The 11,757-nt window shown below is 68.6% G+C and carries 12 protein-coding genes, 1 tRNA gene, 1 other RNA gene and 1 pseudogene; 6 read left to right on the top strand and 9 right to left on the bottom strand.

Annotated features, from left to right (window positions below; translation table 11 throughout):
- Nucleotides 1-15 precede the first annotated feature (15 nt).
- Nucleotides 16-591, bottom strand: coding sequence for a TetR/AcrR family transcriptional regulator (locus A8G15_RS27110; RefSeq protein WP_068166196.1), 576 nt, complete (start codon nucleotides 589-591; stop codon nucleotides 16-18).
- Nucleotides 592-695: 104 nt separating this feature from the next.
- The gene (locus A8G15_RS27105) at nucleotides 696-1,253 is read right to left on the bottom strand and encodes a TIGR03086 family metal-binding protein (RefSeq protein ID WP_068166194.1); all 558 of its coding nucleotides are present in this window, start codon (nucleotides 1,251-1,253) and stop codon (nucleotides 696-698) included.
- A 208-nt stretch (nucleotides 1,254-1,461) separates the two neighbouring features.
- Here A8G15_RS27105 and A8G15_RS27100 point away from each other — a divergent pair, with 208 nt between their 5' ends.
- Both A8G15_RS27100 and A8G15_RS27095 read left to right on the top strand, forming a co-directional pair.
- On the top strand, nucleotides 1,462-1,998 hold the full coding sequence (locus A8G15_RS27100; protein ID WP_068166192.1) for a COG4315 family predicted lipoprotein: 537 nt from the start codon (nucleotides 1,462-1,464) through the stop codon (nucleotides 1,996-1,998).
- Nucleotides 1,999-2,458: 460 nt separating this feature from the next.
- Complete coding sequence (locus tag A8G15_RS27095; protein WP_169833948.1) at nucleotides 2,459-4,867, top strand: LuxR C-terminal-related transcriptional regulator; 2,409 nt, start codon at nucleotides 2,459-2,461, stop codon at nucleotides 4,865-4,867.
- Nucleotides 4,868-4,904: 37 nt separating this feature from the next.
- On the opposite strand, the gene A8G15_RS32095 is transcribed toward A8G15_RS27095, so the two are convergent.
- The 4 genes and pseudogenes from A8G15_RS32095 to A8G15_RS27080 form a co-directional block, all read right to left on the bottom strand.
- Nucleotides 4,905-5,090 carry a hypothetical protein gene (locus A8G15_RS32095; protein ID WP_245688024.1) on the bottom strand — a complete coding sequence of 62 codons (186 nt, stop codon included), beginning with the start codon at nucleotides 5,088-5,090 and terminating at the stop codon, nucleotides 4,905-4,907.
- Nucleotides 5,091-5,117: 27 nt separating this feature from the next.
- A pseudogene (locus A8G15_RS32565) lies at nucleotides 5,118-5,207 on the bottom strand (DUF2510 domain-containing protein); the annotation flags it as partial.
- Complete coding sequence (locus A8G15_RS27085; protein WP_156665580.1) at nucleotides 5,204-6,229, bottom strand: pentapeptide repeat-containing protein; 1,026 nt, start codon at nucleotides 6,227-6,229, stop codon at nucleotides 5,204-5,206. The pseudogene A8G15_RS32565 and the gene A8G15_RS27085, both read right to left, overlap by 4 nt.
- A gap of 85 nt (nucleotides 6,230-6,314) precedes the next feature.
- Nucleotides 6,315-7,121 (bottom strand): hypothetical protein, encoded by an 807-nt coding sequence (locus tag A8G15_RS27080; protein WP_068166186.1) that lies wholly within the window; start codon nucleotides 7,119-7,121, stop codon nucleotides 6,315-6,317.
- 128 nt (nucleotides 7,122-7,249) lie between these two features.
- Between A8G15_RS27080 and A8G15_RS32560 the strand changes: the two genes are divergently transcribed.
- Nucleotides 7,250-7,441, top strand: a complete 192-nt coding sequence (locus A8G15_RS32560) for a TetR-type transcription factor C-terminal domain-containing protein (protein WP_169833949.1) — start codon at nucleotides 7,250-7,252, stop codon at nucleotides 7,439-7,441.
- A 143-nt stretch (nucleotides 7,442-7,584) separates the two neighbouring features.
- Here A8G15_RS32560 and A8G15_RS27075 read toward each other — a convergent pair whose 3' ends face one another.
- Nucleotides 7,585-8,244: a YoaK family protein gene (locus A8G15_RS27075; RefSeq protein WP_068166184.1), complete on the bottom strand. Its 660-nt coding sequence runs from the start codon at nucleotides 8,242-8,244 to the stop codon at nucleotides 7,585-7,587.
- A gap of 122 nt (nucleotides 8,245-8,366) precedes the next feature.
- On the opposite strand from A8G15_RS27075, the gene A8G15_RS27070 reads away from it, so the two are divergent.
- Nucleotides 8,367-9,302, top strand: coding sequence for a GmrSD restriction endonuclease domain-containing protein (locus A8G15_RS27070; RefSeq protein WP_245688023.1), 936 nt, complete (start codon nucleotides 8,367-8,369; stop codon nucleotides 9,300-9,302).
- Nucleotides 9,303-9,342: 40 nt separating this feature from the next.
- Here A8G15_RS27070 and A8G15_RS27065 read toward each other — a convergent pair whose 3' ends face one another.
- On the bottom strand, nucleotides 9,343-9,846 hold the full coding sequence (locus A8G15_RS27065; RefSeq protein WP_068166201.1) for a signal peptidase II: 504 nt from the start codon (nucleotides 9,844-9,846) through the stop codon (nucleotides 9,343-9,345).
- A 105-nt stretch (nucleotides 9,847-9,951) separates the two neighbouring features.
- A tRNA-Ser gene (locus A8G15_RS27060) sits at nucleotides 9,952-10,036 on the bottom strand.
- Between the two features lie 117 nt (nucleotides 10,037-10,153).
- Here A8G15_RS27060 and ffs point away from each other — a divergent pair.
- Together ffs and A8G15_RS27050 are read left to right on the top strand one after the other, a co-directional pair.
- An RNA gene (ffs, locus tag A8G15_RS27055) (signal recognition particle sRNA small type) lies at nucleotides 10,154-10,248 on the top strand.
- 47 nt (nucleotides 10,249-10,295) lie between these two features.
- Nucleotides 10,296-11,585, top strand: coding sequence for an aspartate aminotransferase type Ic (locus tag A8G15_RS27050; protein ID WP_068166181.1), 1,290 nt, complete (start codon nucleotides 10,296-10,298; stop codon nucleotides 11,583-11,585).
- Nucleotides 11,586-11,757 lie beyond the last annotated feature (172 nt).

The following is an 11,757-nucleotide window of genomic DNA, read 5'->3' as shown; positions in this document are numbered from 1 at the left end:
ACAGAGAGGCACCCATCACCCGTCGGTCAGGGCGAGCTGAATCTGGGTATGCAACGAGTGGGTGAGGAATTCCGGGGGATACAGTGCCGGGCTTGCGATCGCATCGAGTGCGAGGCCGTTCACCGCAGCGAGCAGCAGCGTCGCCCGTGTCTCCGGCTCCGGGGTCCCCATCCGGATGAGTACCGCCGACAGGCCCGTGCGCATCGTGAAAAGCGTCGCGTGGCGGATCGCCCCGAGTGGCGGCGACGTGGCCGCCCGGACCGTGAACGCCGCCATCACCTGTGCTTCGCTCGCGCGCTGCTCGTCGAGCGGCAGCAGCTGGCTCAGCGCGGCGAACAGGGTGCGGGAGGGATCGATATCGGGGTCGATGCTGCTCAACCGGCCCAGGACGCGATCGGCGAGCGCGCGGAACGCGAACGCGAGCATCTCGTCCTTCGTCGGAAAATGATGCTGCACCGCGCCGATGGACACCCCGGCCTCGTTCGCGACCTCGCGCACGCTCGCCGAGTCCAGGCCGTTGCGTGCTGCGACCTGGAGCAGAGCGGCGGCGAGCCGGTTGGGGTTCGTGGTGGCGTACGGGCGGGCGCGCATGGATGCACCGTACCTGCATCAATCGGACATACGACGGTATGGGTGCCTGCTGCCGGAGATCACCCGGGAGTGCGGCGACCAGGCAAGACGACGGCAAGCGACGTTCAGGCCTGCCTGCCCAGGTAGGCGAGCACCCGAGTGGTGCGGTCGGCGTCCTCGGGCACGTCGAGGGCCGGACCGCACACGCCCTCCGAACGGATCGCCTCGCCCATCCCGGCGGCTGCGGTCTCGACGAAATCGAGGTCGCTGTCGGCGATGGTCTCGTCCAGGCCCGTCGCGCGGGCCAGGTCCCAGCCGTGCACCACCAGATCGAAAGTGAAGAAGGTGTCGATGGTCGCGGCGAGGGAGGTCCGGCCGAAATAGCCGTCGTATTCGAGGTTTCCGCGGGCCGGATCGTCGAGGATCTCCTGCATCGCATCGCGGGTCGCGGCCCACGCTCCCGCCGGATCGGCCTCCGGTGACGGACCCGGCGGCAGCTCCAGGCCGACGTTCGTGACGATCTCCCGCTGGGAGCCGACGACGTGCGCCACCACGTCGCGGGCGGTCCAGTCGCTGCACGGAGACGGCGAACTCCACCGGTCGGTGGGGACCGCATCGACGGTGGCGGTGAACTTGGCGGCGAGGTCGCGGTAGTGGTCGGCGGGGGACGCTGTGTTCGTCATGGTGCCGATTCTTTCCCGCCCTCCACGTCCTCGGGGCCGAAATCTCCGGACAGCGTCGCCCGATCCGGGCCGCGGCGAACCCTCCGGTGGGAGGATGGACCCACCCACATCAGGGTTTCGTCGAGGTCGGCGGAGGTACACCCGGCACAATCCGGCCCTGCCTCACGATCACAGGTACGGGCACCGACAAGCAGAAGGACCCGATCCCATGAACAGACTTGCGCGCGCCGCGGCGCCGGTGACGTTCGCTGCCGTCCTGGTACTGGCCGGCTGTGGTGACACCGACACCGACACCGACAGCGGGGCATACGACCACGGAACCATGCACACCACCGACAGTGCCCGTGCCACCGAAAGTGCCCCCACCACACAGGACGGGACGGCGGGAGCGGCGCTGGCGGTCGCGGGATCGGAACTGGGCGACATCGTCGTCGACGGCCGCGGGATGACCGTCTACATCTACGACCTCGACACTCCCGGTTCCGGTACGAGCGCCTGTACGGGACCGTGTCTCGCGGAGTGGCCGCCGGTCACCACCGACACGCCCACGCCTCAGGTCGCGGGTGTCGGCGGGCAGATCGGCACGATCCCCGGCCCGGACGGCACCCAGCAGGTCACGCTGAACGGCTGGCCGCTCTACTCCTACGTCGACGACACCGCGCCCGGCGAGGTCGACGGCCAGGGCGAGGGTGGCGTGTGGTGGGTGCTCGACGCCGCCGGTCAGAAAGTGACCGCGGAGAACTGATCTCGGCCCCGGACCCATGTGGATGGGGAGTTCGGCGACCCTCGTCCCGTCGGCGGCCGGATCGTTCGCCGCGAATCCGTCGGCAGGAGGGGCAATTCCGCGTTGCACGGGAAGGATCACCCCCGCCCGCGCGGGTGATGCCCGTGGCCCTGTGAGCGTTTTCACTTCGGCGCGGTGGCCGCCCGGGCGCCTCGCCGCGGAGACCGATCCCGGATCATGGCGTGAAGTGCGCACGAGCGCAGGCAGATTGACGACACGCGTGGAACGGAGTCCGTCGTGTGTGCGATGGACCGAACAGGCGCCGAAATGATGCGTCATCGCCCCGAATAGGGCATATTGGATGATCGTTCAAGTGTGGCGACCGGGGGCGCCCGGATGTGGAAGGAAGGGAACCTCCCCGGTGGTCACCACTCGATTCGCGCGAACCGATGTGCCGACGTCACGGTCCATTGTCGACGCGGTGCCTCGCCCGCGACTGTTCCGCCTGCTCGATGCGCAGCGGAGCCTCACGCTGGTGCAGGCCCCGAAGGGTTTCGGGAAGCGCACGCTCGTGGCGAGCTGGCTGCATCGAGGCGGCGCACCCGACCGCACGATCGTCTGGATCGACGGCTGGCGAACCGACGCGATCGACGCGAGCGCCGGTGACGAGCCGTGCCTGATCGTCGTGGACGGGGCCGAAACGGCCGAGGCCCGGACGGTGCTGGACAGGGTGCTGAACGTCCTTGAACGTCGGCCGTCCGCCATCGCCGTCGTGATGGTGCACGGCACCGTCGACCTTCCGCCGGTGCTCGTGTCGGGAGGTCTCGATCACTGTTCGATGAACGCGGACCAGCTGTGCTTCACCCTCGAGGAAACAGAGGAGCTGTGCCGATCCCGAGATCTGGCGATTGCCGCCGAACGACGACCCGAGCTGCGCAGCGCACTCGGCGGTGTGCCGCCCCTCGTGGCGGCGGCGGTCGCCGTGCTGCGCATCGCCCCGGCCGCACCGTTCACCGCCGAACGTCGCTGGGGGCCCGCGCTGGAACGAGTGGTCGCCGACTACGTGGAACCACGCCTGTCGGCGCTCGACCGGCATACCCGCCGCTTCGCGCTGGAAATATCGGTCGCGACGGGAGTTACGGCCGCGGAAGCCCGCGACTGCACGGGTGACGAGTCGTCCGACTCTCTGCTCGAACGGCTCGAGACGTCGGGTCTGATGCTCGGCACGTACGACGGTGTGCAGCGCAGCTGGTCGTGGCCGGCCGCTGTGCGCGAGGTGGTTCTCGGGATCGCCCGCGCGGAGATGCCGGAATACGTGGACGAGTCCTTGACGCGCCTGACCCTCGGCCATCTCGAGGCCGGCCGGCACACTGCCGCCGCAGGGTACGCGGTCGACGCCGAGCTGTGGGACGTGGCGGCGCGCATCATCGACGACCACTGGAGTCACCTGGTCGCCGACGACTTCGAGGTACTGGTGCGTCTGTTGCGTGCCGTGCCGGACCCGGTGGCCGACGGCTATCCCGGTCTGGCCGCGGGGAAGGCGCTTTTCGTGAACACGTTGACCGGTCACGCTATGCTCGGAATCGAGATCCCCTTCCAGACGGATGAATTGGAGTCTCTCGGCGCCCGGGCGGAAGCGGCCGACGCGTTGCACATCGGAACCGTGCAGGCGATCGCGCTGAGGATGGCGGGAAGTCTGCGCGAGGGGAGCGACCGGGCACGGTCGATGGTGCCGCTGGTGGAATCGATGCTCGCGCACCAGCCCGACGCGGTCACCGCGCAGCTGCCGACCATCCGGCTCCAATGGGCGATCGGCATGCAGTTGGCCGGCGACCTGGCCGAGTCCACGGTGCAGTTCGAACAGGCCCACCGCGACGCACTCACGGCAGGGTACGACTTCGTGGTGCTGAACGCGGCGGGCAGCCTCGCGGCGAACTGGGCGTTGCTGGGTGATCCGGAGCGAGTCGACGAATGGCTCGCAGCGGAATCCAGGGTCGACGTCAGCATCGGATACTGGGACGAGATGATCCGGATCGGCGGCCGGGTCGCCGCGGCGCTGAGCCACCTGGATCGGCTCGATCTTCGCGGTGCCGAGGAGGAGCTGAACCGGCTCGGGGTGCCGTCGGCGGGCGAGGAGCTCTGGGGGTTGATCGCGTACGCGCACGCCCAGCATGCGCTGACGACGGGCGATGCCTACGCAGGTCTGACCGGTCTGCATCGGATCGTCGACGGGCACCGCGGTCTGAATCGACGCGGATCGCTCTCCCAGGTGTTGCTCACCGCTGCGGAGATCGACCTCGATCTGGCACTGGGAAACGGGAATATCGCTCGCGCCGTGGCCGAATCCGACACCACCGGACATCCCCTCGTCGTGGTGGTCACTGCCAGAACGGAACTGCTGACCGGGAATCCCGAAGCCGCGTGTGCCGTACTCAATCGGATCTCGTGGCCCGACAGTGGATGGCAGCGGGCCCACATCGAGGCGTTGCTCATCGAGGCGGTCGCCTGCCTGCCCACCGACCGTGACGCCGCGGTACGCGCGTGGAGTCGCGCCGTCGACTTGGCCGAGGCTCTGGGCAATCGGAGGGTGTTGACGACTGTCTCGGCCGCCTCGAGGAGGGAACTGTCGGCCGAATCCGGTACCCCGATGCGCGACGATCTGCCCGGCGACATGTTTCCCGGCTCCGTTCCGGATGTCGTGCTCACACCACGCGAACGGGAAATCCTCGTCCAACTCGACAGCGGTGTCGCACGGAAAGACCTGGCGGGCAAGCTTTTCGTGTCGAACAACACCATCAAGACGCAGTTGCGCAGAATCAACATCAAGCTCGGAACCGACAGTGCTGTGAGTGCACTCGCGCGTGCTCGGGAACTGCGTCTGCTGTACTGATTCGGCGGTGCCGGGAGGGGCGCAGGCCTCGGACCCGCTACGGCGCTGCCGGTTCCGCCGCCGGAGGGGACGACGGCGATCCGGAGGTGTTCGTAAGGCCGGTGCATCCCCACGCCGCGAACGCGAGGCCGGCGAGGACTGCGATGATCACCGCTCGCTTGACATCGGTGGACAGGGGCTCGCGCGGACGCTTCGGTTCGTTCCCGTCCTCAGTGGAACTCACATCACCGGTCCGCAACACGGGACGAACCACCGGAGTCCAGGCGTCGCCCTCCCACCAGCGTTCGAGTCGGCCGTTACGAGGGTCCGGGTGCCATCCGGTCGGCCGGGGACCGCTCATCGTGTCCTCTCCGGAACTTCCGAGGACGCCTTGCTCCGCACGGTCGCAGGACGGGCACCGGTCAGGTCGGCGCCCGCCAGCTCGGCCGATTCCCATGCGGCGGTGCGCAGGTCGACGCGCATCAGCTTGGCTGCCCGCAGGTCCGTGCCGGTGAGATCGGCTCGGTCGAGATTCGCGGCGATCAGGCTCGCGCCGCGCAACACGGCTCCGGCGAGATCCGCGCCGGTGAGATCGGCACCGTTGAACGTGGCGTACGGTGCGGTGCACGTCGTCAGGCGCGCGCCGGACAGATCGGCACCGGTGAATCGGGTATTCGCCGCTACCGAATCGGTGAGATCGGATCGGGACAGGTCCGCGCCGGTCAGGTCCGCGTCGGTGAGGACGCTGCCGCGGGCGACCACTCCGTGGAAGTTGCTGTCGCGCAGATTCATGGCGGCCAGGTCGGCACCGGACAGGTCGATCCGGAACGGTCCGATGCTGCGCCAGGTGTTCAGGTGGGCGCCCAATCCGACGCACAGCTGTTCCCGCACGACGCGTTCGTCGTGCTCGGCACCGGGCCCGATGCTCGTGCCCGGCACGAAGCGTTCGAGACGGCGATCGGCGCGCAGATAGCCACAGATCAGGTCCAGGCAACGCTGATGCTCGATCAGCGGCCGTTCGGGACGGGTGGAACGCAGTGAGAGCCGGCACCAGTCGTCGGCCACCGCGAACAATTCGTACACGGCGGTCAGCCGGAGTGTGGGTTCGTCCCCGGCGAGCATGCGTGCGGCGTCCAGCATCCGGGTGCGCAGTCCCTGGACATGCGCCGGTTCGAGGTCGAGAAGCCGGTGGGTGGTGAGCAACCGGCGTTGCGCGGCCAGACTCCGCGACACCGACAATGCCGCTGCGACCATCGCCACCGCCAACATCACAGTTGCGACCGGCTGAGCCGTCGTCCGCCACGCCACGGAGAAGTCCACCCGCCACACTGCTGCTGCCGCGACAGAGACTCCGGCAATGACCGCGGTCCCTCCGGCGATCACCGCCGCCGCACCGACTGTGTACCTGCTTGCTCGTCGCACCCTGAACTCTCTCGACTCGTCCCCTGCACGTTCGTCCCGCACTCGATCAATCCGCCTCGGCGACGACGAGGTCCTCGACCCCGGGGGTGCCGTCGGACAGCTCGACGTGCCGCAGTACGCGTCCGTCACCGTCGAGCAGGCCGTAGTGCCCCGGTATCAGGCCGGTGAAGCGGAACTCTCCGGAGTCGGGAACGACCATGCTCCGATCGATGGGATGCTCGCATGCGTCGATGCCGGTCAACGTGATCCGCGCGCCCGGCCGGGCGGTGCCGGCGATGTGGCCTGTTGCCCGGGCCGGAGCCGGCGCGGCCGGGTCCTGGTTCACGTCGTTCGTCCACGCCGGTGCGGTATCGAACGGTGCGCAGACGACGAACGGCCGATGCTCCCATCGGAACTGTTCGGCCACCGTCGGGCCGTCGCTCAGCTCCACGATGATCTCCCGGGTGCCCGCGTGCAGGTCGTCCACCGGGAGAATCACTCGACGTTCTGCTCCTGCGTCGAGTGGTCCGAGCGCGCACTCGACTACGGATCGGGCCGGAACCGGCGCCCCGGCCGGCGCCTGATCTTCGACGGCGACCACCTGCTGAACCACGCGGGTTCCGGGGATGCACCCCGCGGGAACGGAATTCGGCCTCACCGCCGTCCCTGTGGTGATCGTCACGGAGAACTCGGCGGTGCGCGGCGCCCGGATCGCCACCACGTATTCCGATGTCCGCGGAAGTGGTTCGACCTGAACGGCACGGGCCTCCGCCCCCGCGGTCCCGGCGGCCGGCACCCCGGCGATCCCCGCCATCGCGACCGCGCCAACGAGCATCCCGGCTCGGACGGCCGTCCGTACTGTGTTCTCGGCCACCACGTTCTCCTTCCGTCGGGTGCCGTCGGAGCACCGGCCCGCGTATGTCCTCGTATGGGCTGTCGCGCCCGTGACGAAGACCGTTATGCCCCAGGCGGGGTGACGTCCGGGGTGACGTTTCGGGGACGATCCTCGGCGAAGCCGGACGCAGGCTCGTCGTCGCATTACGCGACGAACAGGAAGCGATCTTCCGGGACATCATCGAAAGAGGCTCCCGGATGAGCGAATTCGGCACCCGCTACCAACGGGAATCCGCGCGTGTGGTCATCAGCATGGGATATTCCATCGCGGCCTGGTACAGGCTGGGAGGGAACCTGTGACCGGAGGAGATGGCCGAACGCTACAGCGAGATAGCGCTCGGCACAGTCCGCAGCGACTAGGATCGGCCGGTGGGCGGCTGATCCCGGCGATCCTGTCTCGCCATCCTCCCGGTTCTCACCGAAACCGTTGCCGTCGACGGCCCCTACATCTTCGGGGCAGGGTTGGGGAGATACCTCACCGCGACCGTCAGCACGATCGCGGCGACCGTCGCGAACCACAACGCGTGCAGCCCGAACGTGCGGTGGGCGAGTGCGCCGAGCACCGCGCCGAGCACCAGTCCTCCCCACAGGCCCAGGTAGGGCAGCCACGTCCACCGGGGTCCCCCGAACATCGCTGCGGCGAGACGCTGACCGATCTTGACCAATGCGCCGGTCATGTAGGTCAGCGCCACGCTGGTTTCGCCGTCCCGTCGGAACACGTTGTTCTCGGCACCCATCGCCAGGGTCATCGCGACGATCGCGACCGGTGTCCAGCCGAGCCCGCCGGAGACCGCACCGACGAAGAGGAGCACGGACACCGCGGCCAGAACGGAAGACTTCCGGGTGCGGCGGTCCGGGCCGGTGACCTCCGCGACGACGCCCCCGAGTACGACGCCGGCGACGAACAGCCCGAGGATCCCCGCGACGAGCGCCGCCTGCGACCAATGGCCATCGGCGACGCCCACACTCATACGGGTCGAATTGCCGCTCATGAACGAGACGAACACCCCGCCGAGCGTGACGAAACCGAGCGCGTCGACGAATCCCGCGAGGGCGGACAGGGCGACCGCCAGCCCCTGGAGTTTCCTGCCGTATCCGACCACGACCGAAAATGCTAGTGACCTCGGTGCGCGTGCGGTTCGCCCCCTCCGATTTTGTTTACCTCCTGTAACGAGGCAGTGTGATCGGGGACAGTCCACGGACCCCACCACCAGGAGTGATTCGAGTGACCGGCCGATCGGCGATCCTGAACCCGGGCGGCCGGCTCGTTGCCGTGGTCGCCGCAATCGCGACCCTCACGGGTTGCAGTGCGACCGCGGATCCCACTTCGAGCGTTTCCGTAGCCCCGGCCGAGTCCGGCGGGCTGCCGAGCGGCTCGACCACAACGGAGGCGTCGGCTGCCCTCTCAGCCCTCGCGGGCCTCGAGATCAAGGGCCGCGCCCCGAAAACCGGTTACGACCGTGAGCTGTTCGGGCAGGCGTGGAGCGACGACGTCGGTGTCGACGGCGGCCACAACGGGTGCGACACCCGTAACGACATCCTGCGACGCGACCTCGTCGATCTCGAGTTCAAACCGGGCACCCGCGACTGTGTCGTCCTGTCCGGCACCCTGCACGACGCCTACACGGGCACGACGATTCCGTTCACGCGCGGCCAGGGAACATCCGAGGCCGTGCAGATCGACCACGTGGTCGCGTTGTCGGATGCGTGGCAGAAGGGCGCGCAGCAACTCGACCCACAGGCCCGCATCGACTTCGCGAACGATCCGCGCAACCTCCAGGCCGTCGACGGCCCGACGAACCAGCGCAAGAGCGACGGCGACGCCGCCACCTGGCTTCCGCCGAACCGCGCCTATCGCTGCACCTACGTGGCGCGCCAGGTTCAGGTGAAGGCGGCATACGGACTGTGGGTCACGCAGGCCGAGCACGACGCGATCGCGCGGGTGCTGACCGAATGCGGCGGGGCCGCCGCACCGGAGCCGGCTCCGGCGGTCTCTACCGAGGCGGAGATCCCGGTGCCCGGGCCGGCTCCGGGCGGGTCGGAGGTGTACTACGCGAACTGCGCCGCTGCCCGCGCGGCCGGCGCCGCCCCGCTGCATGCGGGACAGCCCGGCTACCGCCCGCAGATGGACGGCGACGGTGACGGCGTCGCCTGCGAATAGGCGAATACTGTTGTCGCCGTGCTTATTTCGATGATGGTACTCACCCCACGACGACGGCCGTGTCCGGGCGTGCCTGCATGCCCAGCAGGGTGAGGATCACCAGGAACGCGGCGCCGCCGACGACGATGGCGATATCGGCGACATTGCCGACGAACCACTTGTTGTAGGCGATGAAGTCGACGATGTGCCCGCGGGCGAATCCGGGTTCGCGGAGCAGTCGATCACCGAGGTGGCTCGTCACCCCGCCGAGCAGCACGCCGACGCCGATCGCCCATGCGGGGGAGAGGGTGCGCGTCGCGAGCACGGTGAGAGCGACGACGGCAAGGCCCGCGACCACGGTCAGCACCCAGGTGTACCCGGCGCCGAGGCCGAACGCCGCACCGGGGTTGTACACCAGCCGCCATTCGAGGAACTCACCCACGACGGGTGTCGAGACGCCCGGGGACAGGGTCGACTCCGCCCACCACTTGGAGAGCTGGTCGGCGACGACCACACCCGCGGCCAGCGTGAGAATCCAGGGCAGGAATCGGGAGATCGGCGGCATGACGTCATCGTTCCGGATCGGCGACGCGATTTCGACCCTCGAACGGCGGACACGAAAAAGACCCTCGGCCTCGTGGTTTCCCACGAGGCCGAGGGCCTCTCGGTGCGGAGGATAGGGGATTTGAACCCCTGAGGGCGTTAACCCAACCCGCGTTCCAGGCGAGCGCCATAGGCCACTAGGCGAATCCTCCGTGGGGAAGCATACCGAACACTCCGCGATTCTTGCCAAACGAGCAGGTGACCGCGCCTTTCGACGGGCGCGGGACGGGGCGATTCCGCGGTCGCGCGCAGCGTCCTCTACACTTGCCGATGGATCCCGCGCGGCGCGCATCCTGTGAACTCCCCCAGGGCCGGAAGGCAGCAAGGGTCAACGGGCTCTGCCGGGTGCGCGGGGTCCCCTTAATCTCCGCCGATGCCCGTGTCGCCGCGCACGGTGAAAGGTTCTTCCGCATGCCTGTCCAAACCCAGATCGGGTTGATGAGCCATGAGGAACTCGTTGCAGAGCACGAGCGCCAGTCCGCCAACTACGACCGGCTGAAGACCGAGAAGCTCACGCTGGACCTGACCCGCGGCAAGCCGTCCCCCGAGCAGCTCGACCTCTCCGCGGAGCTGCTGTCGCTGCCGGGCGCGGACGACTACCGCGACGCCTCGGGCACCGACTGTCGCAACTACGGCGGCCTCACCGGCCTCCCGGAGCTGCGCGCGATCTTCGCCGAGCTGCTGAACATCCCCGTCGAGAACCTCATCGCCGGCAACAACGCAAGCCTCGAGATCATGCACGACCTGATCGTCGCGTCGCTGCTGCACGGCACCGTCGGCTCGCCGCGCCCGTGGTCCCAGGAACCGGTCGTCAAGTTCCTGTGCCCGGCCCCCGGCTACGACCGTCACTTCGCGATCACCGAGTCCTACGGCATCGAGATGATCCCGGTGCCGTTGCGCGACGACGGCCCGGACACTCACGTGATCGCCGAACTGGTGGCCGCGGATCCGCAGATCAAGGGCATCTGGGCGGTGCCGACATACTCGAACCCGACCGGTGCCGTCTACTCCGAGGACGTTGCTCGGGCACTGGTGTCGATGCCCACCGCGGCCCCCGACTTCCGGATCTTCTGGGACAACGCGTACGCGGTGCACCCGCTGGTCGAGGACTGCGCGCCGGCCATCGACATCCTCGGGCTCGCCACCGAGGCCGGGAACCCGGACCGGGTGTTCACGCTCGCGTCGACGTCGAAGATCACGTTCGCCGGTTCGGGCGTCAGCTTCTTCGGGGCGTCCGCCGACAACCTGGCCTGGTACCAGAAGTTCCTGGGCATCAAGACCATCGGTCCGGACAAGATCAACCAGCTCCGTCACCTGCGGTTCTTCGGCGACGCCGACGGGGTGCGCGCCCACATGGCCAAGCATCGCGAGATCCTCGCACCGAAGTTCGCGCTGGTGCTGCGCATCCTCGAGGATCGCCTCGGTGCGTCGAAGGTCGCGTCCTGGACGGAACCGAAGGGCGGCTACTTCATCAGCCTCGACGTCGTCGAGGGCACCGCGAAGCGCGTCATCGCGCTGGCGAAGGACGCCGGCATCGCGCTGACCGGAGCCGGCTCCGCGTTCCCCTACAAGAACGACCCGGACGACAAGAACATCCGGCTCGCCCCGAGCTTCCCGTCGCTCGACGAGCTGGCCACAGCGATGGACGGTGTCGCCACGTGCGTGCTGCTCGCTGCAACCGAGAAGGCGCTCGCCGACTGAGCGAGCCACCGGCTTCCGTCCGCCGCCGCCGCATCCCGCCGAGGGTGCGGCGGCGGTTCCGTTTCGGGGATATCGGCCGGGTACACCGTCCGCGCCCCCTCGTCCCGGCGTCCCGCGTGCGGGTTTTCCGAGCGAATGTATGGCTGAGGCGGTTGAAGGAGACGAACGGTAC

It is taken from the genome of Rhodococcus phenolicus (assembly GCF_001646785.1).
GTDB classification, from domain to species: Bacteria; Actinomycetota; Actinomycetes; order Mycobacteriales; family Mycobacteriaceae; genus Rhodococcus; species Rhodococcus phenolicus.
Note: the sequence above shows the minus strand (reverse complement) of the source record. Positions and strands in the feature narration are given on the sequence as shown.